The following is a 25,703-nucleotide window of genomic DNA, read 5'->3' as shown; positions in this document are numbered from 1 at the left end:
ATCTCTGTGTTTTTTAACGTTAAATCTATACTCGTTAGACCATCTGGTGTACCATCGTCACAAACTTCTAATGCTGTTGGCGCAACCACAACTGGCTGAGAGAAAACAGTAACCGATTGTGTTGTTGTTGTAGGACAAGCGCCATTTGTAGTATAATCTACAGTATATGTTGCATCAAATTGTCCTCCAGTTATAGCTCCTGTAGCAGCATCTATAACTGCACCATCTCCTGGGTTAGGGTTAAATGTAAAAACACCTCCAGGTAATCCTGTAACTGTTGCTAAACCTCCATCGCAAGTTGGTGATAATGTAAAACTCGAATCGTCTTCTGGAAAAACAGTAACCGCTATTGTTGTTGTTGACGGGCAGTTTCCTGTTGTTGTATAATCTACTGAATAGGTTACTCCTGGTAGTCCATTAGTTATTTCTCCAGTAACTGGATCTAACACGGCCCCATCTCCTAAATCAGGGTTAAAAGAAAATACGCCTCCCGCGTCACCAGTAATCGTCGCAGTAGCTCCAGTACAACTAGGCAAATATGTAAATGTCGAATCTTCAGAAGGAAAAACCGTTACACTTTCGCTTGTTGTTTCCGGACAAGGTCCTGCTGTTGTATACTCAACTGTATAAGTTGTTCCAGATACTCCTGTAATCAAACCTGTATTGTCATCTATAACTGCTCCATCCGTTGGTACTGGGTTAAACGCAAATGTTCCACCAGCATCTCCCGTAATAACAGCTGTTGCCCCCTCACAAGTTGATGTTAGTGTAAAACTCGCATCCTCAAACGGTAAAACTGTTACTGTTTCAGTAGATGATACCGGACAAGCTCCAGCAACTGCATACTCTACTGTATATGTAGCTCCTTGAGTACCATTAGTAATCGTACCTGTTAGTAAATCTAAAACCGCTCCATCTGTTGGAATAGGGTTAAACGTAAACGTTCCACCTGTATCACCTGTTATGGTTGTCGTGGCACCATCACATGTTGGCGTCAAAGTGAAACCTGCATCTTGAGAAGGTAAAACCGTAACAGTTTCAGTAGTACCAGGGCTACAAGAACTTGCAAACTCATATATTACAGTATAAGTTGTACTTGAAACACCGTTAGTAATCGTTCCTGTAACAGGGTCTATAACCGCTCCATCAGTTGGTTGCGGGTCTTCAAATGAAAACGTACCTCCTACATCACCCGTTATAGTAGCAGCTCCTCCATCACATGTTGGCGTCATTGTAAAAGACGTATCAAACACTTGACCGACGAGAATAGTTTCTGTATCATTAACGGTCAAGGTACATGCACCTACAGTAATGTCTATAAGATTAAAAACTTGGTCTACTGCTGGGGTCCCTATAGTTACAGTAGCCAATCCTCCTGCGTCTAAACCGACGGTTTGGGTAGCACCTGCATTAATAGTATAACTGACAGTTCCATTTGGGGAACCTGTTATTGCAAATTCTGCATCCTCTCCATTACATATTGGATTCGTTACTGCAGTTACATCTGCCGAAAGCTCTTCTTCTACTGTAATACAAACCTCTTCTGTATATTCACAACCGAAATCATCAACAACTCTGAATGTATAACAGTGTAATCCTGCTGTTGTAGGAGCAACTGTAATCGTAGTTCCTGTTACATTCGTAATGGAAGGATCTGCGTCCCATGTTTCCGAAGTAATCACAGGAGTAAAAGACAATTCTGGAGGTTGAATATTTGGATCAAAATTTAATCCCCAAGAAAAGATATATCCATTATCAATAGATAAATTATCAACAATTTCAATACACCAATCACCGTTAAGTGGGCTTCCAACTAATTGATTAAAAGATTCTACTGGTAAATAAGTTCCTGGTTCCCATGAATTATTTGGAGGGTTCGTACCCGCAGTAATTGTATTTGCATTAGATAATAATGTTGTTGCAGACATTGAAAAACAATAGTCGGCACCAACACCAGGCGTGTTAGAATTATCGTCATTGGCTCCACCAAAATAAGTTCCTCCTCCTGCTTGGGTAAACAAATCGGCTTCTTGACCATTAGGAGAAATAATTTTAATATCTAAATCCCCAGAATACGAATGTTCCATATTTACACATATCTCGATAAGCTGATTTGGGTCAGTTAACAATTGATCTGACTCAAAACAGTCAACTGTTATACACGTTGTATACACTGCACCAGAACCATCTGGTAAAAATGTCGTACCACTAACTGGTGGCGTACAATCATTAACAAAAGGAACTGCATTTACAACACCATCTATAGTTGTTGTCTCACCGAAACACAAGGTGTCATCTGCGGCTTGAGTTCCAGTAAAATCTGGTTCTGTAGCCACTTGTATGACTTGATTAATTAAATTGGTATTAGAACACCCTAAAGGGTCTGAATCTGTATTTGTATCTCGAACATTTAAATTAACAATATATACACCAGGTGTATCATAAGAAAATGTAGCTGTTTGACCATCAACAAAATTCCCATCATCTAAATCCCATTGATAGGTTGCTCCTGTTCCATCAAATTCAAAAACACCACTACCAGTAAGTGTAATTTCTTCATTAGGACAAACTCTAATATAACCATCGGCATTAGCCGCTGGAGTAGAAGAATCCAATTGAGATACAATCGTTTGGCATGGTGTAAAACAAGATATATCTGCAGACCAACCTGTAGTTGTTCCTGCGCCATCTGAAACAAATTGAATCGTTAAACATCCTGAACCGTTGTCATCTGTAGCGGTAACAAACCCAGGATTATTGGCACCATCAAAAGTACCGAAAGGTGGACTTGCAACACTATCTCCATTATAGATAGTCATAACATCTGCACCAAGTTGCGTATTAAAATCTGTAAATGTTAGTTGTACGAGTTGACCTGGACTATCAGGACAAATGGTTATAACTAAATTTTCATCACTAGAGTAGGCTCCTCCTGCTCCTCCTGTATCCAAAAATGTTCCAGAACAAGCAGTAACCGTACCATCTTGCATTAGAATATCTTGGGCGTAAGTATGTAACGAAAATAACGTGAAAATTATGAGTAATGCTTTTTTCATAGCTAAAGATTATAAATGGCTAATTAATATTTTATTTATGTTGAGATTTGACAATAATGAAGTAATTGGTATTATCAACTCTATACATATGAGATCCGTAAGAATTAAAATTGAATAAATATTTTAACGGATTGAAATTTTGAGGGTTAAAATTCGTATCACGCTGCAAATCACTTACATAATAATCCATTAAAGGTACTTCAGACAGTAATGTGCAAGGTTTTTGGTCGCTCGAATTTGGTATGTTTTTAATTTCAACTCTATTGCGTAATATATTTTTTATATCTTTTAGTCGCTGCGGTTTACTTAAAACATTGGTATTTGTTTTATTTCCATAAACTTCATTTATTAGCGCTAATTCGCTACTTGTCAATGGACTATTTACGTTAGGGTTGTAGTTAACTGTTTTTTGTTTTCTGGTTGAATTTGAAGATTGAGAAAACATTGCAGGTGTTGTTAATAATGTACATAACAACATGAGAGGGAACAGTAATTTTGAGTTCATGATTATTCAGGTATTTAAAAACGTGAAATTTAAGAAAATTTTAATAAACAAACTGTTAAATCGGATATCTTGTGCATACATCACGATTATAGGCATATAACATGTTGAATTAATAAATTCCTACCCTACTTTCCTTTTTTTTTATTGCTTATCTTTGCATTCTCTTTTAAAATAGAGACATTATTTTTTAATTTAAATGAATTTCTGTTATTACGGAATACAAAGAATGAAAATAGAAAAGGATATACAAGATTTTGATGCTGTAGGTGACAACCATATTGGAACCTCTTCTGAAACACCTATGCGTAGTGATGCATTTGAGTTAACGTCTTCAGAAAAAATTGACATCATTAAAGATGATGTTAGGCATATTATGGAAACTCTCGGACTTGATTTAAACGATGATAGTTTAAAAGGAACTCCTAAACGTGTTGCAAAGATGTTTGTAAATGAAATTTTTGGAGGCCTCAATCCAGATAAAAAACCGAGTGCTTCAACGTTTGAAAATAAGTATAAGTATGGAGAAATGCTCGTAGAAAAAAACATTACGGTCTATTCAACTTGCGAACATCATTTATTACCTATTGTCGGAAAAGCACATGTAGCCTATATCTCAAATGGTACAGTAGTGGGACTTTCTAAAATGAATCGCATTGTAGATTATTTTGCAAAACGTCCACAAGTACAAGAACGTCTAACAATACAAGTCGTTAAAGAATTACAAAAGGTTTTAAACACAGAAGATGTAGCATGTGTTATTGATGCAAAGCACTTATGTGTTAACTCTAGAGGTATCAGAGATGTAGATAGCAGTACAGTCACTTCTGAGTTTGGTGGAAAGTTTAAGAATAAAGAAACTAAACGTGAATTTCTGGACTATATCAAATTAGACACTACTTTTTAGATATACAGCCTTCCAAAGAAAAAAAAATATTAGATTTGGGTATTGAAATCAATACTCAAACTAACCCATACATTATAAATACGTTTTAGCATGCAATTGTACGAAGAGCAAAAGATTCAAATTTACAACACGCTTAGTGGAAAAAAAGAAACTTTTAAACCAATAGAAGAAGGTTTTGTTGGTATGTATGTTTGCGGACCAACCGTATATAGCAATGTACATTTAGGAAATGTAAGAACCTTTATGTCTTTTGATATGGTATTTAGATACCTCGATCATTTAGGTTATAAAGTACGTTATGTTAGAAATATTACAGACGCTGGTCATTTAGAAAATGATGCAGACACTGGCAAAGATAAAATTACAGAGCAGGCTCGGAAAGAGGAAATAGTTCCTATGGAAGTTGTGCAACGCTACACAGTAGACTTTCATAATGTTTTAAATACATTCAATTTTCGACCTCCAAGTGTAGAGCCAACAGCCACTGGTCATATTATTGAGCAAATTGAATTAATAAAAACCATTATCGACAACGGATTCGCCTATGTTGTTAACGGTTCGGTATATTTTGACGTACACAAGTTTGATGAAACTAACAATTATGGAATTTTAAGCAAACGTAAGCTTGAAGATCTTATTCACAATACTCGTACCTTAGACGGTCAAAGTGATAAGAAAAATCCACAAGATTTTGCATTATGGAAACGTGCAGAGCCACAACATATTATGCGTTGGCCTTCACCATGGAGTGACGGGTTTCCAGGTTGGCATTTAGAATGTACAGCGATGAGTTCGAAATATCTTGGTGATAATTTCGATATTCATGGCGGAGGAATGGATTTGAAATTTCCTCACCACGAATGTGAAATTGCTCAAAGTGAGGCCGCAAAAGGAAAGGCGCCCGTGAACTATTGGATGCATGCAAACATGTTACAATTAAATGGACAGCGTATGTCTAAATCTACCGGAAATGTTGTGAATCCTCACGAATTATTATCTGGCGAGAACAAATTTTTTAGTAAAGCCTTTACGCCTAGCGTTATTCGATTTTTTAATGCGCAATCCTCATACAGAAGTATTCTAGATTTAACCGATGACGGTTTATTGGCAAGTGAAAAAGGTTTTTATCGCTTAATGGATGCTATCAATCTTTTAAGCAGTATAAAAGCTAGTGACACCTCAACATTTAATGTTTCAGAATGGAGACAGAAATGTTATGACGCGATGAACGATGATTTTAATTCACCTATTTTAATTGCTCATCTATTTGAAGCTGCAAAGCATATTAATCAAATAAATGATAATAAGGCATCATTAACTTCTGAAGATTTAGAATTACTGAAAAAGACCATGAACGCATTTACGTTTGATGTTCTTGGATTAGTAAACGTAACGAAATCAGACACTGGAACTGATAAACTCGCAGGAGCAATAGAGCTGCTCATCGAAATACGTCAGCAGGCAAGAGCCAATAAAGATTTTGTTTTGTCTGATAAAATTCGTGACGACTTAGCCGAAAAAGGTATCCAGCTAAATGATGGGAAGGACGGGACGACATTTACGACCAATTAATTATGAAACGTTTACTTGTTGCGCCTTTTTTGTTTTTAATTAAAGTTTACCAAACTTTAATTTCACCCTTAACACCTGCAACATGTAGATTCCAACCAACATGTTCACATTATTCTAAAGAAGCGCTAGAAAAACACGGACTTTGGAAAGGAGGTAGATTAGCCTTAAAGCGAATTTTTAGTTGTCATCCTTGGGGTGGGTCTGGCTACGATCCAGTTCCTGAAAAAGAAGATTAAAACTATCTTAACATTACAAGTAGTTAACTCATAAATACTATCTTTATCCCAATAAAATTTAAATGTATGCTTGCTCTTGAGATGACATGGAATCCTATTAAAGGAATTGATTTAGGCATTTTTACTTTACACTTCTACAGTGTCATGTGGATTGTCGCTTTTCTTTTAGGTTTCACGATTATTAAACGTATTTATAAAAATGAAAACCAAACCAACGAGTCCCTAGATTCTTTATTTATCTACTCTGTAATTGGAATTATGCTAGGTGCACGTTTAGGGCATGTTATTTTTTATCAATCTGAATTAATTTCGGAAGATTTTTTCAGTATTTTCCTTCCGTTTAAGTTTAAAGGAGGTTTCGAATTTACAGGTTTTCAAGGACTCGCCAGTCATGGCGCTGCTATTGGTATGATTATTTCCATGTACCTCTATAATAAAAAAGTGCTAAAAAAAACAGTGCTTTGGGTTCTAGATCGCGTTGTTGTTCCTGTAGCATTAGGTGCAGTATTCGTGAGATTAGGAAATTTTATTAATTCTGAAATTATAGGAAAAATCACAGATTCATCATTTGGTGTCCGTTTTATTCAAGACCAATACAATAAATATGAGGTTGTAAAGATTACCGGAATAAAAAACGTGAAAGAGGCTTACACGGCTTTAGGCAACGATCCAAAATATGCAGAGTACTTAGAAAATGTTCCTTATAGACACCCAGCACAATTATACGAAGCGGGTAGCTATATTTTTGTATTTCTTATTTTAATGTACTTCTATTGGAAAACTAAAAAACGTGAACAACAAGGCTTTTTATTTGGCTTGTTTCTTGTCTTATTATGGACGGTTAGGTTCTTTGTTGAATTTGTTAAAGAAGCCCAAGTTGAAGGGAGAGAAGATTATGTGTCGTTTATGAACACTGGACAACTTCTCAGTATTCCCTTTATACTAATCGGACTTTATTTTATGTTTGTTTACAAGCCAAAAACAAAATTAAGCTAATATGAATAGGATGTATAGACACATTAAGTTTACTACAGTTTTATGTCTTGCATGTTTGACTATACTAATATCTTCTTGTAAGGATGATAAAAAGTCGTCTATCGTAAAAGACGTAAAAATCAACTTTAAGAAAGAAGGTGAATTGCAATTAAAAAAGGCCGACTCAGATTCATTGTTAGTGAGGCTTGATATTGAAATTGCAGACGATGCCTACTCAACACAAACAGGGTTAATGTATCGCGATCATATGGATGACAATCATGGTATGTTGTTTATTTTCCCTAATAATGACTTTCGTTCGTTTTATATGAAAAATACCGAAATACCTTTAGATATCATCTATATTTCAAGAGATAAAAAAATCGTAAGCATTCAAAAAAACGCTAAACCTTTTGACGAAACGTCTTTACCTTCTGAAGGTCCTGCCAAATATGTCCTTGAAGTTAATGCAGGATTAAGTGATCTTTGGACTTTAGACAAAGGAGATATCATGGAATTTACGATTCTATAACCTCTCGTTATTTCCACGTACCAAGTTCATCGCTTAATCTGCGATCAAGATTAAAACTTAACCCAACTCTATGATTACTCACATTATTTAAATGACCATTATTAAATGGGATACCATAACCATAAGTTAGATTTAACCAACCTAAGACACTAATTCCAACTTCTGGCAGCATCCTAAATTCTGAATTTCCATTTTGAAAATAATTAACAGCAGACAGTCGTAGTGCAAAAACGGTGTATGCAAACTCGTAACCAACTTTAGGAGCAATGGTATGGTTATGACCATCTCGAAGATTGGTTTCAACACCTATTCTAAAGCCATCCACACCAACAACTGGAATCTTATCTGATGCTCTTACAGTAATATCTCCAATGAGAACATTAAATTCTAAAAACGTCTCATGCTGTACAATCAAGCCCGGAGAAAAGATGATATCATTATAGGTCTTCTTATAAGTTTCTGGTTCTCCACTTTGAGCATTTGAACACCAAAAAGCAAAGATTAAAGTTAAGGTCGTTAAAATCTTATTCATACATAAATGTATAATAATAATGTTAGGTATAAAAAAAACCACTTCAATTGAAGTGGTTTTTTTTTTTTTTTAAATTAAGATAATTTATTTTTTAGCCTCTTCCTCTTTTGGAGGAGCGATACCTTTATTTTTCAATGTATCATACATTAATGGTGTTGCGATAAATACCGAAGAGTACGTACCAACAACTACACCAACAATTAATGCAAATAATAATCCTCTAAGCGATTCTGCACCAAATATAAACATCGCCAGAAGCACCACTAAAGTTGTTAAAGACGTATTTAATGTTCTACTTAATGTACTATTAATTGCAGAGTTAATATTTACTCCACCTTTAAATCCGGCCCGTTCTGCAAGCACTTCTCTAATTCTATCAAATACTACAACGGTATCATTAAGCGAGTAACCAATAACGGTCAAAATTGCCGCGATAAACGCTTGATCAATTTCCATACTAAATGGCATGAACTTATAGAGTAATGAGAAAATACCTAATACAATAATAACATCATGGAATACTGCTGCCACAGCACCTAGTGAGAACTGCCATCTTTTAAAACGGAATAAGATATAAAGGAACACAACTACTAAAGATCCTAAAACGGCTAGTAACGATTCTCTTTTGATATCATCGGCAATGGTTGGACTCACTTTACTAGAAAGCACTTTACCAATATTATCCTTTCCTTCTGAAAAGTCTTCGTATGATAATCCTTCTGGCAAATACGATTTCAAACCATCAAAAAGCATTGTTTGCACCTCTTCATCGACATCAACCGAATTTTCATCAACCTTGTATTTTGTAGAAATCTTTAGTTGATTTGCGCTACCAATAGTTTTTACCTCAACACTACTAAATACTGCAGTTAAATCTTTTGCTACTTCTTCAGAACTAACAGCATCTGCAAAACGCACTTGATATGTTCTTCCTCCAACGAAATCAATACCTTGGTCTAATTTATTCGTAAATAACGATCCTAAACAAACAGCAATTAAGATACCCGAAATTACATAGGCTACTTTACGCTTACCAATAAAGTTAATGTTATTATTCTTAAATAAATTCTTAGTTATTGATGTTGAAAAATCTAATGTTTTACCACTATTTACATACCAATCTACTAATAGACGCGTAATGAAAATCGCCGTAAATAAAGATGTTAAAATACCAATCAATAATGTTGTAGCGAAACCTTTAATTGGTCCAGTACCAAATACAAATAAGATTAATGCTGTTAAACCTGTAGTAATATTGGCATCTAAAATTGAAGATAATGCATTTGCAAAACCATCTTTAACTGCTTCTTTCTGAGATTTGCCTTTACCTAATTCTTCGCGAATACGTTCAAAAATAAGTACGTTGGCATCTACAGACATACCAATTGTTAATACGATACCTGCTAAACCAGGTAACGTTAAAACAGCCCCTAATCCTGATAATACTCCAAAGATTAATAAGATGTTTAATAATAAAGCGATATCAGCAAAAATACCTGCTTTTCCGTAGTAAAGAATCATCCAGATTAATACTAAAGATAAGGCAATCAAGAATGATTTTGTACCAGAATCAATAGCTTCTTTTCCTAATGAAGGACCTACCTGATCTGCCTGAACAATCTCTGCTCGTGCTGGCAATTTACCAGCTCTTAGTACGTTTGCTAAATCTTCTGCTTCTTTAACCGTAAAGTTTCCTGAAATCTCAGTGTTACCACCAGATATCGCTCCGTTTGATGCCGTTGGTGCCGAATAGACAATATCATCTAAAACGATTGCTATTTGAGAACCTTGTTGATTAGCTCTACCTGTAATTTCTTCCCATATCTTAGCACCTTTAGCATTCATCTGCATTGACACAGATGGCTTATTTGTTTGGCTAAAAGACTGGCGTGCGTCAGTTACAACTCCACCACTTAATTCTGGGACATTATCTCTATTTCCTTTTAAGGCATATAAATCGATATATTCTGTTCCCGTTTCAGAATTCACAAAAGGAATTCCAAACGCAAACTGTGTAAAGCGTGCATCTGTAGGAAGACCAGCTCTTACCTCTGGCATATTAAGATAAGACTCTAATAGCTCTTTATTTTCAGATTCAATAGTGAATAATCCACCTTGTGTGTTTGGATATACGGCAACAATTAAATCGAGTAAAGGGTTTACAACTGTATTAACAGCTGTAGAATCTGTAGAGGTTTCCCCTAATAAATCATCAATATCAGTAGTATCAGTAGTATCTGTGCTATCCACAACAGTTGTGTCTTGTTCTACAACTACCTCTTCTTTTTCGTCAGCTCCTAATAGTGTTTTTAGCGTTTCATTAGCCTGACCAATAAATGTTCCTAATTCATTTGCTTTAACAACATCCCAAAATTGTAACTGAGCTGTTGTAGTAATTAATTCTGTAGCACGTTGTACATCCTTTACACCAGGTAATTCGACTAAAACACGACCTGAGTTTCCTAAACGTTGAATATTAGGAGACGTTACACCAAATTGGTCAATACGCTTACGTAATACTTCAAAAGCTGAAACAATAGATTCATCAACTTTTTCTTGTAGTTTCTTTTTCACATCGGCATCAGTCATTGAAATATCAATAACATCATCTAAATCTCTGTTGGCAAAAATATCAGGAGATGCCAATTTTTGATCACCTTTCACAGCCTCCCAAGCCGTAAAGAAAGATTCTAGATATGATTCCTGAGCATCTTTTTGAATTTCCTCAGCATCTGTTAGTGCTTTATTAAATGCTGGATCTTTACTCTTATTTGATAATCCTTCTAATATATCTTTTACAGATATTTGAAGAATAACGTTCAATCCACCTTTAAGGTCAAGACCAAGATTCATGGCTTTTTCCTTAACTTCTTTTCCAGTGAAACTTGCAATACCCATGTTATACGCTTCTACGTTAGACAGTGAGTCTATATAGCGTACTTCGGCGGCATTAATTTCGTCTGGGTTATCAGATTTACTTACTGCAAACGTTTTTGCAGCATCATCGATTTGGTTGTTTTTGAATGTAAATGATAATTGGTAGATACTTACCAATCCAAATAACACTGCAAAAAGTTTTACTAGTCCTTTGTTTTGCATTATACTTTTTTTTAGGTCAAATTTTTAAACGCGCAAATATATAATTTACAACGTATCTGACAATTGTTTTTTTGTATTTAAATAATTAAGAGTGTGGTCTTTGGCTAGATTGAAAGCCACATAATTACGTTGAGACATTATCTCAAATAATTATAAACGGAATATTATGGGATGATTTAAGAGCCTAGCCAAGCATCGCATTCCCAAGTGAACATGGGCCAGCTCGAACTTCTGGAATTTTATATGATCCATTATCTATCGCTATTGCAATATGCTTATTAAACTTATAAGCAACCTTTACAATTCGATTTAATGCCTTATCGTCAATCTTCTTTGAAGACAGAAATACATAAGGATTTGAAAAACGATCGTTCTCAGCTTTGGTTTCTAAAGCAAGTTTTCCTTCAATACCTGAAAGGTCATCGCCTTGTTGAATTTCATAGACGTCAACATTATAAACAACAGTATCCTCTTTCGGAAATTTTCTACCTTGTTGACTTTCATTGAAATAATTAATAGACAGCGTTTTGTCTTCAGAAAGCAATGCCTTTATACTAGCAACATCAGAACTGCTATAATATGAGATCTTAAGTTGTCCCTCTTGCTGTTCTTGAACTTCAATATTTTGGACATTAGCCGCTTGAAGTTTTTGCTTAATAAATACAATGGTACTATGCGTATCATAAGACGATACATCATCACTAGCCAATTGCAGCACTATTTCCTGATTTGGAACTGCATCTTGCTGATTACTAGCAACACCACCCAATAAGGTGAGGACTAAAATAAGAGCACTAATGTACCATTTGGCATTCATGCGCCAAATATATAAAAAATAAAGTATCTAGGGTTACACTTAATCGTTTATAGCTAGAGCCTCAACGAACTTTATTTTTGGAATACGTTTATTTGAACTCAAAACGAATGCTAGATCTTGTGTTTCTTCTAAAGTAAAACCTCCAGAAATTTCGGTATTTCCTCCTAAAATCGCTCCATTAGAAACACCTGGCGCAGAATATACGATATCATTTAACGCAATTGCTATACGTGATTGTTCACGATGGGCTTTCGCTGTCATTCGTTCCCATCGTTGTGCTCCTTTTTGATTCATTTGCATGGAAACACAAGGGTTTCCTAAAAAATCATAATTTGGTCTAGCTTCGGTTATATGGGTTTCATTGACTAAAGCACTGCCGCTTGAAGTAGGTTTCACAGCATAAACTCCTAATTCTTGACTATCATCAGGCAATCCAAACAAAAACTTTGTATTTCTCATATTAACTGGCAATAAACCTCTAATTTCTTTTCTATTAAAATAGGCTGTTATTTGTGCTGTATCTTTTACAGATACTGAAAAGAGAGCTCCAAAATCATTTGCAGGCATTTTGATTATTTCATCTATTGTTTTTAAAGAATCATCTAATTTAAAATTATTAAGTGCGTCATACAAAAACTCGTATAACTGTTCATGTTTTAAACATTCCCAAAAACCCAGCTTACCTCTGTTGGTTAAAATCGCATGTAAACGTTCAAGTTTCACGTCTGTATTTACAATGACTTCAATTTGTTGTTTATTATTAAGAGTCACTTCATAATTTGATGCTATAGACTCAAGTCTATTTTTAAGCGTTACGATAGTTCCTTGCTTATCATTTAAAGATACTTTATCTGGATTAACAAACTCATAAACAACTGCATGTTGGTTTTTAGCTTTTATTTTTCCGCAGGAAAAAGAGACAATAGCAATACAAATAAGATAGATATATTTCATAAGATTTAAACAAAAAAAGGCTACCATGATTAATGATAGCCTTAAATATATTAAAAAAGTTAGGTATTATAATTCTAACAATCCGTTAGTTTTCTTAACACCCTCAGCACTTTCTTTAAGATGTGTTTCTTCTGCATCACTTAAGTTAATTTTTACTATGCTTTCGATACCATTTCGTCCTAAAATAACTGGCACTCCAATGCAAAGATCGTTGAGTCCATATTCACCTTCTAACAATGTTGAACAAGGGAACATTTTCTTTTGATCACAAGCAATGGCTTGAACCAATCCGCTTACTGCAGCGCCTGGTGCATACCAAGCCGAAGTTCCTAAGAGTTTCGTTAATGTTGCTCCACCAACCTTAGTATCTTCTTTGACCTGATTTAAACGCTCGTCTGATAAAAATTCAGAAACTTTTACGCTATTTCTGGTTGCATGTGCTGTTAAAGGCACCATACCTTTGTCGCTATGACCTCCAATCACCATACCATCAACATCACTAATTGGTGCTTCTAATGCTTCAGCTAATCGATATTTAAAACGTGCAGAATCTAAAGCTCCTCCCATACCAATGATTCGGTTTTTAGGTAAATCTGTAGTTTTGTGCACTAAATATGTCATTGTATCCATTGGGTTACTTACTACAATGATAATAGTGTTAGGAGAATGTTCGATTAAACTAGACGATACTGTTTTTACAATACCAGCATTAATTCCAATTAACTCTTCACGCGTCATTCCTGGTTTACGTGGAATACCAGAAGTAATAACACAAATATCACTATTTGCAGTTTTAGAATAATCGTTAGTAACACCTGTTATTTTAGTGTCAAAACCATTTAAAGAAGCAGTTTGCATCAAATCCATTGCTTTACCTTCAGCAAAACCTTCTTTAATGTCTAATAATACAACTTCGCTAGCAAAATCTTTAATAGCAATATATTCCGCGCAACTTGCACCTACTGCTCCTGCTCCAACTACTGTAACCTTCATATAATTTTATGTTTTAAATTGTGTTGTTATTTGAGTGTGCAAAATTACAAATTTTTAGGCGTTTAATGAAAAAAGCGTAAGATAAAATCCTACGCCTATATATTACATTTCTAATTTATAAAACGCTATCTAAAACTAAAGGCAATTCCCGCTGTTGCCGTATTATAGTCTTGAAAGGTATAATCGGCAAAAATCTTAAAAAAACCTATGTTCAATCGGGTTCCAAGAGTTGCTCTCATACCATTTGCTTCAAAATCTAAATTTATCGGATTACTAATAGACTCTTCAACGGTTCCTATGACATTACCGTTACTATCCTCTACGTCATAAGTAAGCACATAATCTCCTTTCATTTTTGTTGTTGTCTTTCCTTGATTATAACCTACACTTCCATAAAGTGTAATAATTTTAAAATCTAAAGATGCAATGGCTTGGATGGTCCATGTATTCATTTTAAATTCGGCTTCTCCATTAGTCACGGCTACCTCATCGTCTGCATTTTCATCATCAATATCATAAGTCACTTTCATATTAGTAAATGCTCCTAATATTGATAAATTTAAAGGTAGTTTATCTAATGGTCCTAAATATTGCATGAGATCATGTTGTAAACCAAAACCTATGAGATTTGCTTTAATACTATCGTCAAAATTCAATCCAGGAAATAGCCTAAGTTTTATATCGGTTTTATAAGGCAATCCAAATCCCAATTGAACCATTGGTGTTGGAACCGCATTAATTGGTAAGTCTTCTGTAATACCACCAGGCATATCAAAGCTAGCAACTTTGAAACTCCCATCTCCGTTTGGGATACTAATATCAATTTGGGTTTCTGCATCATTTTCACTCATGACTGTATTTAGAGATGTTTCTCCATTTGGTAACGATAGAAATGTATAATCTCCTGGCACAAAGGCAAACATTTGGTTTTCATTGGGAACAAAAGATGCATTAGCATTAATCATAATATCGAAGCCAAATTTTTTATGAGTTTTCGCTGTCGAATACCAGCCACCATTCATACTAAACATCAAACCTTCCATGGCAGGGTTTAAATAGTTTTGGGTAAGCAAACTAGCATCTTCTGCGGCCAGTAGGATTGTTTCGAGTTCTTGCGATTTAGACTTTTGAAAAGCAAAGAGAATTATGAATAGAATCAGTAGATTTTTCATAGCATTTGATTTATTGGTTAATATAAATGTAATGAAAAAACGAGACTATTTACCGCTTGTCGTTAAAAATTACTTTTAATCGATAAAAGTTAAAAGGAGTTCATAAAAAAAGCAACTGCATGTAAATGCAGTTGCTCGTATTTCGGATTACACTTAAGTGCTTCGCTAGTTACGCATCAATATTGGCATAAATAGCATTTTTCTCAATAAATTCTCTACGAGGTGGTACTTCATCACCCATTAACATAGAGAAAATGCGATCGGCTTCACCTCCATTATCGATTTGAACTAAGCGCATCGTTCTAAATTCAGGATTCATAGTGGTATCCCAAAGTTGTTCGGCGTTCATTTCTCCAAGACCTTTATAACGCTGGATTTTAGCACCATCTCCATATGACTCTATAATTTCATCACGTTCCTTATCACTCCAAGCATATTGTTTTTTAGCTCCTTTTTTAACCAAATATAAAGGTGGCGTTGCGATATAGATATGACCATTTTCAATAAGTTCTTTCATATATCTAAAGAAGAACGTCAAAATCAAGGTAGAAATATGGCTACCATCAATATCGGCATCACACATTATCACCACTTTGTGATATCTTAATTTTGAAAGATTAAGTGCTTTACTATCTTCTTCTGTACCTATAGTAACTCCAAGTGCAGTGAATATGTTTTTAATCTCTTCGTTTTCAAAAACTTTATGGGTCATTGCTTTTTCAACATTCAAGATTTTACCACGTAAAGGTAGAATAGCTTGAAAAGCTCTATCACGTCCTTGTTTTGCAGTTCCACCTGCCGAATCTCCCTCAACTAAAAACACTTCACATTTTGTTGGATCTTGCTCAGAACAATCACTTAGTTTACCAGGTAAACCTCCAATACTCATCACTGTTTTACGCTGAACCATATCACGAGCTTTTTGAGCAGCATGACGTGCTTGAGCAGCAAGAATTACTTTTTGAACTATTGTTTTGGCATCATCTGGATGTTCTTCAAGATAATCGGTTAACATTTCAGAAACGGCCTGACTAACAGACGCAGACACCTCTCTGTTACCTAATTTTGTTTTGGTTTGGCCTTCAAATTGAGGCTCTTGAACTTTTACAGAAATAATAGCTGTTAATCCTTCTCGGAAATCATCTCCAGCAATATCAAATTTTAGTTTATCTAACATCCCAGAAGCATCAGCATACTTTTTTAAGGTATGTGTTAGACCTCTTCTAAAACCAGATAAATGTGTTCCTCCTTCATGTGTATTAATGTTATTTACATACGAATGTAAATTCTCGGCATATGATGTATTATAAATCATGGCAACCTCAACTGGTACACCATTTTTTTCACCTTCAAAGGCGATAACATCTTTCATTAAAGGTTCTCTGTTCCCGTCTAAAAATTTAATAAACTCTTTAAGACCTTCTTCTGAATGAAATGTTTCTCCTTCAAAAGTCCCGTCTTCTTTTTTATGTCTTTTATCAACTAAATGAACTGTAATTCCTTTGTTTAAATAGGCTAATTCACGTAAACGACTTGCCAAGGTGTCATAGCTATACTCTAAAGTCTGCGTAAAAATTGTTGGGTCTGGCTTAAAGGTAACTGTTGTACCTCTTTTATCTGTGTCACCAGTAGTTTTTACAGGATACATAGCTTTACCACGTTCATATTCTTGTTCGTAGATTTTTCCTTCTCTAAAAACAGTAGCTTTTAAATGTTCAGAAAGTGCATTCACACAACTTACACCAACACCATGCAGTCCACCAGAAACCTTATATGAATCTTTATCAAACTTTCCACCTGCACCAATTTTGGTCATTACAACCTCAAGAGCCGAAACTCCTTCCTTTTTGTGTAACCCAACTGGAATACCACGACCATCATCTTCGGTAGTGATAGAATTATCTTCGTTAATAGTTACAGTAATATTATCACAATGTCCAGCTAAAGCCTCATCGATAGAGTTATCTACTACTTCATATACTAAATGGTGTAAACCACGAGTACCAACATCTCCAATATACATCGAAGGACGCATGCGTACGTGCTCCATCCCTTCTAATGCCTGAATACTATCTGCCGAATAATTATGCTTGTTAAATTCTTCTTTCTTATCGCTCATAAATTTTAATTTATTTTGGAATATTTAATTCTTAATTTTAAGTCTGTTTTTTAAAACCTACTGAAATAAAAAAAGACGCTTACTAGCATCCTTTTGAATACAAACAAAGATACGAAATAATAAGGCTTTTTAAAAGATTTTTATCGATTGAAAGCAATAATTATCAACATTTGTTAATTACTTAAAAACGCCTTAAATCGTCTAAAAAGCATCTTAAAATCGATTTTGTTGTTTTTTGTTCTTGTTCAAAAAGTACTAAAAACACAAAAGGCTTTAGAGGTGATATTTCAGATTTAAAATATGCTAGCAACGTCTAAATTCTAGACTTATTTTTTTGTTTTCTAAGCGGTGGGAAATCGTTCCATTTCCAAATTAAATACGTCACTAATAAAAAGACAGCATTAATGAGTAAAATGACTATAATAAATGGTGTCCATGTTTCAAAAGTTACATTATTAATCGTATGCAAAAAACTATCGCCATCATTACTTGAGGTAATTAAATGTCTTGTTGCCCAATTATTACCTAAATGAATTCCTATAGGAAAGAATAGCGTTTTCGATTTTAACAAAGCCGTTGCGAATAATAGATGTCCTACTGGAATGCTAATAACCAAGAACAGTATCATTCCTTTATTTTGTAGTACATTCTCGTCTAAAACATGGATGAGCATAAAAAGCAATGAAAAAATTATGTTTGCAACAACGACATTAAAACGATCTACAGTTTTTTTGAAAATATAACCTCTAAACAAAAACTCTTCTACTGCCACTGTTGGCAAAATAGTATAGAATGCATACAAAATAGCCGTATAGTCTACAGATGTACTCAAAACTATAGATTGGCCTGTAAATAACGTTTTAACATATGTCGCGACCAATAAAGCCAATGCTCCAATAATTAGTCCTAAGGGCAAAAAAGCTAAGTTCCTTGCCTTCCAATCTAACCCAATAGCATGTAATGATTTATTATCTATTTTGAATAACATCCAAGTCGCAATGCCTAATAATATGGCGGAGGTATATGGGAAAAACCGCTTTAGAAATGGTGTATCAATGACTACACTTAGCACTAGGGCTAAAGCAAAGAGTAACAACGCTAATGTTAATCGTGTTGCTGTAGGATACTTATGTAACAAACGTTTTATCTTACTTAACATGTTCTTCCTTGGTTTTATTAACAACGAAATTTGATTTAAATAGGAACTTAAAACTTATTAGTGTCATTATAGAAGGAAAGAAACCTCTAAATAACCAATAATAGAATTCGTTCCATTCGGACAATTCGATTTGTGAAAGTTTGACAAATAGCAACTCACCAAAAGGCTGATTTGGGTAAAAACAGGTCATTATAAAATTGTAGCCTATGTGAAGCCCCAAACCAAGCATAATTGACTTGGTTTTATGAAATGCATAAGCCCACACAAAACCGGTAAATCCTGTAACTAGAATGACATATATGATGGGAACGATTCTATCTTGAGTCATTCCGTAAGAAAAGATGTGATAAACCCCAAAAACAAGCGCAGACATCAAAATTGCCCATCTACTTCCAATTCTACTTATAAGGATATACAAAAGGGCACCTCTAAAAACTAAATCTTCCGTTAAAGCTGATCTAAGGTGATAGATTAATGCGTTGCCTATTGACTTATAATTAACCACTTGTTTTTCCCAAGTAATTGACTTTATCTGCGTTTCAATATAAATCATTGAAAGACATATTAAACTTATCATTATAAAGCCCATTATAAACTGAACAGTTCGATTTTTATTCGGAATAATTCCTAAAACCTTTAAGTTCTTTTTCTCAATGAAATGCAAGAGCACCCATGAGATTACTATTATTACTAATAATCCTAACATTTGAAATGAAATTTTAAAAAGATTAAACCTTGCTTTTTGGTTTTAAAAATGGAATTGAAAGCGGGTAGTAATAAGTCCCTTTGTTTAAAGCAGACATTAAGCTTTTAATGCTAAATACAATACCAAAAAGAAATACGGCTCCTGTTCCAAAGAAATTAAAACCAGGAAATGGAAAAAACATTAACAGTGATACGATTAACATTAGGTTTAAGGTACAGTGAAAGTTAATAACAGCTCTACCATGTTCATCATAAACCTTATTGTCTTCACTCTTACTCACCCATATAAATATTGGAATCAAAACATTTGCAAATGGTATAAGTAATCCAAAAAATGGAGAACCATGAATTAACATCATCCATTTTCTTCTCACAGTTTCTTCGTTAGGGTTATCTAAAACCAATAAATCATTAACATCTATTTCTAGACCTTCTGCTAGCAATTTTACAGTTTGCAAGTGTGGTTGTACTTCGCCTTTTTCAATACGTTGAATTGTACGAGCGGTAACTCCCGTTTGATGAGAAAGTTCTTCCTGCGTGTATCCTTTCAACTTTCGTTGGTATACTAAATTTTCTTTAAGTGTACGTTGTTTCATTTTGGTCATTTTTATTGAAACAAATCTATGGCGTATTCTCGGTCTTTGACACGACATTTAAATGTCATCTATCTGTCACATACAGGATACATCAGGGTTTCAACAAATATATAGTTTTGATTTTTAAACAATCAAAACTATATCAGAATTTTAAAAAATTTAAAAACTGTATTACAAATCTAGCCATTGTTTAAATGAAGAGGCTTTATTTTTACCAATAACAATATCAATTTCCGAGGCTGGTTTGGTTTCAATTTTAAGAGAACTATTACCAAATTTTATAATCTTATCTATGGCATAAATTGAAACAATTATTTGTCGGTTAGCTCTAAAAAACAACTTATCATCTAACGAAGAATAGATTTGATCAAGGCTATCATTCGCTGTAAAACGTTTGCCATCTTTTCTCACTATATAGGTGATTGTATTCTCTACGTAGATATAGGAAATATCTTCAATTGAAACTGGCATCAGTTCATTTCGTATATAAGTAAGTAATCGTTTCTTCGGGAATTCTTTTACATCTTCTTCATCTTCTTTTTCAAATGCTTCAATCTCATCCTTAGCTTGTTTTTCCTTTATAATTGCAATATTCTTTTGATAATTTTCTAATGACACATTTAGCTTTGATAAATTAAGCATTCCATCTTCTAGTCGCGAAGAACGTTTTTCTAACGCTTCATAATAATAACTGCTTAAATATCTCGTAATTCCTAATAGAAGTATCAAGACTAAAAGCCCTAATATGATAAAAACTATAAAATAGCTACTCTTAAAATGACCTGTTTTATTAATGAAATTCTTTAAATTAATATGAGTAGCCACAATTAAATCTGAATTAGCTATTGGGTCAAGACGTATTATTTCCGAAGCATTTAAGCCTTCTTCGTCTAAATCATAATTGTCGATAAATTTATATAAATCTTCAACTAAGATTTCGTTTTTGATATTAGATATCATTGCATTTTTTTTGGTATCTATAGTACCTACTTTAGTGATATCTGGATAACAAACCATTTTACCAGACCAATCTATGACCGACAAAAAAGAAATTTCGTCATTAACATCTTCAATACTCTTTTGAATAGCTAATACCAAATCTTGTTTTTCTACTTTATTTTCTAATGCTTTTGAACTAATTAAAGAAATTTCTTTGGCTCTTCTTCTACCTGAATCAATTTCATGTTCTAGAAGTAATATTGTACTATTTTTAGAGATAATCTGTACTGCTACAAAAGAAGATAACATGTATACTACACTAAAAACAACTGATATCAGAATATAAATTCTATAATTTTTCATTGTTGGTTTGTAAGGTTATATAATTTATACCACTAATTTAAACGTTAGATAATCAAAACATTTAAAATTCAAAGCTCAAAATTCCAGCTCAGAGCTTAATTTTCCGTTTCGGTTATTTTGTGATACTGTAGACGTTTTTTTAGTAGTTTAATTACATACTTTTATAATAATCATTAATAATAAAGTCAACTCTTAAACATAGAAATCAGACTTAATAATTAATTAAAATTATGATGAAACGGTATTTAGATAAAATTTTTGTAATCGTGTTTTTATTAGTCTCGGTTGCTATAATAGCTTCAGATTTAATATCAAAATCTGGTGATAGTAACACCATAAAAAAACGAACTATCAAACAGCTATCAACCAATGAGTTGATTTTTGAATACAAAAATAATTCTCTAGGTAAATTTATTGAAAAAGCGATTGAAGTTGACGGTGTTTTAAAGGAAATAATGTATAAAAACAATGTATATACTTTGTATTTAACAGACGGACATAACAACACTTATATTTTGTGTGAATTACAAAATGATCAAGCTAAAAAAATCCCTAATCTCTTGGTTGGTGATAAGGTCAAAATAAAAGGGATTTTAAAAGGACATTTAATGGACGTTATCTTATTAAACTGTATTATCTTATAAATAGGAATTCATGAATAAAACTTTACTATTAATTCTTCTTATTTTCATTAATCACAGCTCTACAACTCCAAGTAAGGAGGAATATATTGAACGTCAAGGGGAAGTATCGTTTTTCTCATATACCTCTGTCGAAAACATACAGGCAACCAATAACCAAGCATTAAGCATTTTCGATATAAAAACAAATGAAGTGGCGGTTAGAATTTTAATGCGCGCATTTGTTTTTAAAAAGTCACTCATGCATGAACATTTTAACGAAAGCTATATAGAATCTGATCTATATCCTGAAGCCACTTTTAGTGGAACAATAGTAGATTTTGACTCCTCCATTACAACCGAACAAACCAGAATAATAAAAGGTGATTTTACCTTAAAAAACATCACCAAGCCTGTCGAGATAAAAGCCAAAATATCTAAAATTGATGAAGATTATAGTATTGATGGAAACCTAGAAATATTAATAGAAGACTATAATATTAATATCCCAGCATTATTATCTCCAAATATTTCAAAAAAGATAGAAGTTACCTTTAATTTTAAATACAAGCCACATGAAAAGTAAAGTCATCTATTGTATACTTTTCCTAAGTATCTCTGCTCATTTATCATCCCAAAATCTATTGGATAAATTAGCAAATGAAGACATAGAAACATCAAGCTATGTGATGTCTACTTTTAAAGGCACTAGAATTTCTATTGGTCATTCTGTTGAAACTCGAAAAAAGAACACCTTAGAAATTTCTTTCATGAGTCGCTATTGGAATGTACCTCAAGAAAGTAGTAATTCTTTTATTGCAGACAGAATGTGCACTAGAGTTGGTTTAGACTATGGCATATCAGATCGATTAACTGTTGGCTTCGGTTCTGGAAACCCTAATGGTATTTTTGATTCGTATTTAAAATACAGATTAGTACAACAGAGTACAACAAAAAAAGGAAGCCCAATTGGCATTACCTTGTTACAAGCAGGCACTTACAGAACAAGATCTATAAAAGGTATTGAACGAAGAACTAATTTTGGGGAAAAACTAGCGTTCACAACTCAAGTACTTATTGCAAGAAAGTTTTCTAGAAACTTTTCATTTCAAATTTCGCCTACTTTCATACATCGTACATCGTCTAATTTTAGCATTGATGATCACAATCACTTTGCAGTTGGCTTTAGTCCTAGATATAAACTCAATAATCATGTTGCTTTGGTCTCAGAATACTATTATGTTATAAACCCTTTAAAATCTCTTGATACTTATGGCGCCTTTGCATTAGGTGTAAATTGGGAAGTAAGTGATTTACTACTTCAATTTAAAATGACCAATAATCAAATATTTACAGAAGACGCATTCATCACTCAAACTGCACAAAATTTCAATTTTAGAGATGGTAATTTTTACTTCGGATTTCATGCCACTTATCATATCCAATTATAAATCCGAACAAAACGAAATGCACATAAAAAAATTCATTTTTAATGCTCAATTTTCCGCTTTACACTTATTTAGTTGCTAGACAGTCCTTATCTAAGCGTTATTTGCTGTATTAAATTATTTAAACAAATTTTAAAAGCAATGAAAATGAAAAACGTTTTTTTATTACTAACACTTACAGCTTTAATAATGGGCTGTAGTTCAGATGACGATACTAATGCTATCGTAGAAGTTGACCAAAGCATTATTCGAATTACTCAAGTAAACACTGATACCAACGAGGTTGTTATTTCAAACTTAGGCACCACATCAAAAGATGTTGGCAATTATTGGCTTTGCTTGGGGCCTGGAACCTATGTTCAATTTTCAACAGCAACGAGTGGGACTACAGCACTGAGCCCAAACCAAAGTATAACATTGTCTTACGATGTTAACCCTACTTCAGGCGGACTGAGTATTTTTTCTAATAACACTTTTGGCTCTACAAATCCAGAAATCTTACTAGATTACATACAATGGGGCGCTGCCAATCAGGCCAGAGCAGATCAAGCAGTCACTGCAGGTCGTTGGGATGATGTTAATAGTTTTGTCCAAGATGGTTCTCCATACAATTTTAATGGTCAAGCTAATCAGTTTGGTGGAGCATTCTGGGAAGGAACAACTGTAGTAAATAATACGCCTGGTATTGTAAAAATCGCTCAGGTAAATACAACTACAGACGAAATAAGTTTAACCAATCTTGGCGGAACTTCTATTGACGTCGGAGATTATTGGTTGTGCTTAGGCCCTGGTACCTATGTTCAAGTTTCCAATGCAACCAGCGGTTCAACAAACTTAAACCCAAATCAAAGCATTACATTATCGTATGATGTTAATCCTACTGCAGACGGATTAAGCCTTTTTTCTACTAATACCTTTGGTTCTACAAATCCCGATATACTTGTTGATTATGTACAATGGGGAGCTGCAAACCAAGCACGAGTGGATCAAGCCGTAACTGCAGGACGCTGGGATAATGCAACTAATTTTTTACAAAACGGCTCTCCATATAATTTTAATGGCGAAGCCAACGATTTCGGTTCTACGTTCTGGAATTAACCCCAAATGACATGACCTACTTATTTTAAGTAACCAACCTAAAAGGCATCATTAAATTGATGCCTTTTTTAATTAAAGCACACAATTAAATTGTCTACAATCGTTTTAAATCATTAAACAGCACATGGAACTTTACAATTAACATGAAGTACTACTTGTTCCTTTCAAAACCACTAGAACTTCAATGTTTTCAATACTTTCAACAATTCCGCTTTAAAGCCCATTTTTCCGCTTCACTATAATTTAATTGTATTAAGGAGGCTTTCCTAGTTTTATTTGCATCATCAAATTATTAACACATTTTAATCACAAAAAAAATTGAATGATGAAAAAACTACAAATTAAAGCATTGCTCTTTTTCCTCTTTATAGGACAAATTGCAAATGTAAGTGCTCAGGCAGATCCTGTCTTCACTAATTTAAATCCTAGCTCGCAAGAATTAACAATAACGAACATAGGTGATCAATCGGTAGATATTGCAAATTATCAATTATGTACTGATGGGTTTCGATACGACTCTGTGGGTTCATTAACTGCTCAGAGTACAGTACTAGCTGCTGGAGATGCCATAACCTTAACATGGAATGACATACAAACAAATGGAAACGGTACTTTAATCTTATTTACAGGTGCTACATTCAGCAGTAGTAATCCTGATCAACTAAGAGATTATGTACGTTGGGGAACAAGTACCTTCAGAATCAATCAAGGTGTAAATTCAGGACGATGGAATAGTACAACTGCGTCTATTTCTTTTACATGCTCGCCAGAGTCTACTTCTGGTGTAGTAACTACTGGAGGCACTCGTGGAGGAAGCCCAGGTGCATGGGGAGACGCCGATGCAGGAACCATACAAATTAATAGTATTGCTACTGGTAATCCTAATAATACAACAAGCCTTGGTTCAGACGGTTTATCTGCCGTAATCTGCGTAGATAACCAAGCAGATCCAATTGTCGTAAATCACGTTACAGATGCTACACGCTCTTACTTATACGTTATTACCGATAATAGTCCGCAAGAAACAATATTAAACATTACAGATAGTAACACCATAGATTTAAATGGCGCTGGTGTAGGTACTTGTCTGATTTGGGGTTGGAGTTATTCTGGACTTGGAGGTGTTGATGGTGCTTTAGCTACTTTTGGTGGAGGCCCTTTACAAGCATTGAGAGATGCCAACTGTTCTGATGTATCTCAACAGGCCATAACAATTACCCGCGAAGCTGCGAATGGTGGTACTGTTGCTATTGATCTTGTGGCTACTGGGAATCCTAATAATACAACATCGTTTAATGGTGATACTGAA

The 25,703-nt window shown here is 34.1% G+C and carries 23 protein-coding genes; 10 read left to right on the top strand and 13 right to left on the bottom strand.

Annotation, left to right across the window (positions count from 1 at the left end; genetic code table 11):
- Positions 1-3,056: PKD domain-containing protein (locus Q0787_RS19180; RefSeq protein ID WP_298905064.1), on the bottom strand; the 3,056-nt coding region annotated here is incomplete at its 3' end.
- A gap of 31 nt (positions 3,057-3,087) precedes the next feature.
- Positions 3,088-3,561 carry a hypothetical protein gene (locus Q0787_RS19175; RefSeq protein WP_298905061.1) on the bottom strand — a complete coding sequence of 158 codons (474 nt, stop codon included), beginning with the start codon at positions 3,559-3,561 and terminating at the stop codon, positions 3,088-3,090.
- Between the two features lie 226 nt (positions 3,562-3,787).
- On the opposite strand from Q0787_RS19175, the gene folE reads away from it, so the two are divergent.
- The 5 genes from folE (at position 3,788) to Q0787_RS19150 (ending at position 7,780) form a co-directional block, all read left to right on the top strand.
- Positions 3,788-4,465, top strand: a complete 678-nt coding sequence (folE, locus tag Q0787_RS19170) for a GTP cyclohydrolase I FolE (protein WP_298905058.1) — start codon at positions 3,788-3,790, stop codon at positions 4,463-4,465.
- Positions 4,466-4,555: 90 nt separating this feature from the next.
- Positions 4,556-6,037, top strand: a complete 1,482-nt coding sequence (cysS, locus tag Q0787_RS19165) for a cysteine--tRNA ligase (RefSeq protein WP_298905055.1) — start codon at positions 4,556-4,558, stop codon at positions 6,035-6,037.
- Between the two features lie 2 nt (positions 6,038-6,039).
- The gene (yidD, locus tag Q0787_RS19160) at positions 6,040-6,273 is read left to right on the top strand and encodes a membrane protein insertion efficiency factor YidD (RefSeq protein ID WP_298905052.1); all 234 of its coding nucleotides are present in this window, start codon (positions 6,040-6,042) and stop codon (positions 6,271-6,273) included.
- A gap of 66 nt (positions 6,274-6,339) precedes the next feature.
- Positions 6,340-7,269: a prolipoprotein diacylglyceryl transferase gene (lgt, locus tag Q0787_RS19155; RefSeq protein ID WP_298905049.1), complete on the top strand. Its 930-nt coding sequence runs from the start codon at positions 6,340-6,342 to the stop codon at positions 7,267-7,269.
- Between the two features lie 55 nt (positions 7,270-7,324).
- Positions 7,325-7,780 (top strand): DUF192 domain-containing protein, encoded by a 456-nt coding sequence (locus Q0787_RS19150; RefSeq protein ID WP_366915898.1) that lies wholly within the window; start codon positions 7,325-7,327, stop codon positions 7,778-7,780.
- Between the two features lie 7 nt (positions 7,781-7,787).
- On the opposite strand, the gene Q0787_RS19145 is transcribed toward Q0787_RS19150, so the two are convergent.
- The 11 genes from Q0787_RS19145 to Q0787_RS19095 form a co-directional block, all read right to left on the bottom strand.
- A complete protein-coding gene (locus Q0787_RS19145) occupies positions 7,788-8,312 on the bottom strand; it encodes a hypothetical protein (RefSeq protein ID WP_298905046.1) in 525 nt (174 codons plus the stop codon).
- Between the two features lie 84 nt (positions 8,313-8,396).
- Positions 8,397-11,411 (bottom strand): protein translocase subunit SecDF, encoded by a 3,015-nt coding sequence (gene secDF, locus Q0787_RS19140; RefSeq protein ID WP_298905043.1) that lies wholly within the window; start codon positions 11,409-11,411, stop codon positions 8,397-8,399.
- Between the two features lie 184 nt (positions 11,412-11,595).
- Positions 11,596-12,228, bottom strand: a complete 633-nt coding sequence (locus tag Q0787_RS19135) for a hypothetical protein (RefSeq protein ID WP_298905041.1) — start codon at positions 12,226-12,228, stop codon at positions 11,596-11,598.
- 39 nt (positions 12,229-12,267) lie between these two features.
- Positions 12,268-13,182, bottom strand: a complete 915-nt coding sequence (locus Q0787_RS19130; protein ID WP_298905038.1) for a hypothetical protein — start codon at positions 13,180-13,182, stop codon at positions 12,268-12,270.
- A 66-nt stretch (positions 13,183-13,248) separates the two neighbouring features.
- A complete protein-coding gene (mdh, locus tag Q0787_RS19125) occupies positions 13,249-14,175 on the bottom strand; it encodes a malate dehydrogenase (protein WP_298905035.1) in 927 nt (308 codons plus the stop codon).
- 125 nt (positions 14,176-14,300) lie between these two features.
- Positions 14,301-15,347 (bottom strand): DUF6588 family protein, encoded by a 1,047-nt coding sequence (locus tag Q0787_RS19120; protein ID WP_298905032.1) that lies wholly within the window; start codon positions 15,345-15,347, stop codon positions 14,301-14,303.
- Between the two features lie 169 nt (positions 15,348-15,516).
- A complete protein-coding gene (gene gyrB, locus Q0787_RS19115) occupies positions 15,517-17,466 on the bottom strand; it encodes a DNA topoisomerase (ATP-hydrolyzing) subunit B (protein WP_298905030.1) in 1,950 nt (649 codons plus the stop codon).
- A 313-nt stretch (positions 17,467-17,779) separates the two neighbouring features.
- The gene (locus Q0787_RS19110) at positions 17,780-18,625 is read right to left on the bottom strand and encodes a CPBP family intramembrane glutamic endopeptidase (RefSeq protein WP_298905027.1); all 846 of its coding nucleotides are present in this window, start codon (positions 18,623-18,625) and stop codon (positions 17,780-17,782) included.
- Positions 18,615-19,331, bottom strand: coding sequence for a CPBP family intramembrane glutamic endopeptidase (locus Q0787_RS19105; protein WP_298905024.1), 717 nt, complete (start codon positions 19,329-19,331; stop codon positions 18,615-18,617). Before Q0787_RS19105 ends, Q0787_RS19110 begins: the two co-directional genes overlap by 11 nt.
- A 22-nt stretch (positions 19,332-19,353) precedes the next feature.
- Entirely contained in the window at positions 19,354-19,926 is a 573-nt protein-coding gene (locus Q0787_RS19100; RefSeq protein WP_298905022.1) for a helix-turn-helix domain-containing protein, read from the bottom strand.
- A 171-nt stretch (positions 19,927-20,097) separates the two neighbouring features.
- Positions 20,098-21,228, bottom strand: a complete 1,131-nt coding sequence (locus Q0787_RS19095) for a LytTR family DNA-binding domain-containing protein (RefSeq protein WP_298905020.1) — start codon at positions 21,226-21,228, stop codon at positions 20,098-20,100.
- Positions 21,229-21,458: 230 nt separating this feature from the next.
- Here Q0787_RS19095 and Q0787_RS19090 point away from each other — a divergent pair, with 230 nt between their 5' ends.
- From Q0787_RS19090 to Q0787_RS19070, 5 genes are all read left to right on the top strand, one after another.
- Positions 21,459-21,872 (top strand): hypothetical protein, encoded by a 414-nt coding sequence (locus Q0787_RS19090; RefSeq protein ID WP_298905018.1) that lies wholly within the window; start codon positions 21,459-21,461, stop codon positions 21,870-21,872.
- Positions 21,873-21,882: 10 nt separating this feature from the next.
- Complete coding sequence (locus Q0787_RS19085) at positions 21,883-22,434, top strand: YceI family protein (RefSeq protein WP_298905017.1); 552 nt, start codon at positions 21,883-21,885, stop codon at positions 22,432-22,434.
- Positions 22,424-23,299: a DUF5777 family beta-barrel protein gene (locus Q0787_RS19080; protein ID WP_298905016.1), complete on the top strand. Its 876-nt coding sequence runs from the start codon at positions 22,424-22,426 to the stop codon at positions 23,297-23,299. Before Q0787_RS19085 ends, Q0787_RS19080 begins: the two co-directional genes overlap by 11 nt.
- Positions 23,300-23,443: 144 nt before the next feature.
- Positions 23,444-24,394 carry a hypothetical protein gene (locus tag Q0787_RS19075; RefSeq protein WP_298905014.1) on the top strand — a complete coding sequence of 317 codons (951 nt, stop codon included), beginning with the start codon at positions 23,444-23,446 and terminating at the stop codon, positions 24,392-24,394.
- Between the two features lie 322 nt (positions 24,395-24,716).
- The coding region (locus tag Q0787_RS19070; RefSeq protein ID WP_298905011.1) for a hypothetical protein at positions 24,717-25,703 on the top strand (987 nt) is incomplete at its 3' end.

Source organism: uncultured Psychroserpens sp., from assembly GCF_947492715.1.
Lineage (GTDB): Bacteria > Bacteroidota > Bacteroidia > Flavobacteriales > Flavobacteriaceae > Psychroserpens.
The sequence above is the reverse complement of the archived record's forward strand: the minus strand, read 5'-3'. Positions and strand labels throughout refer to the sequence as shown.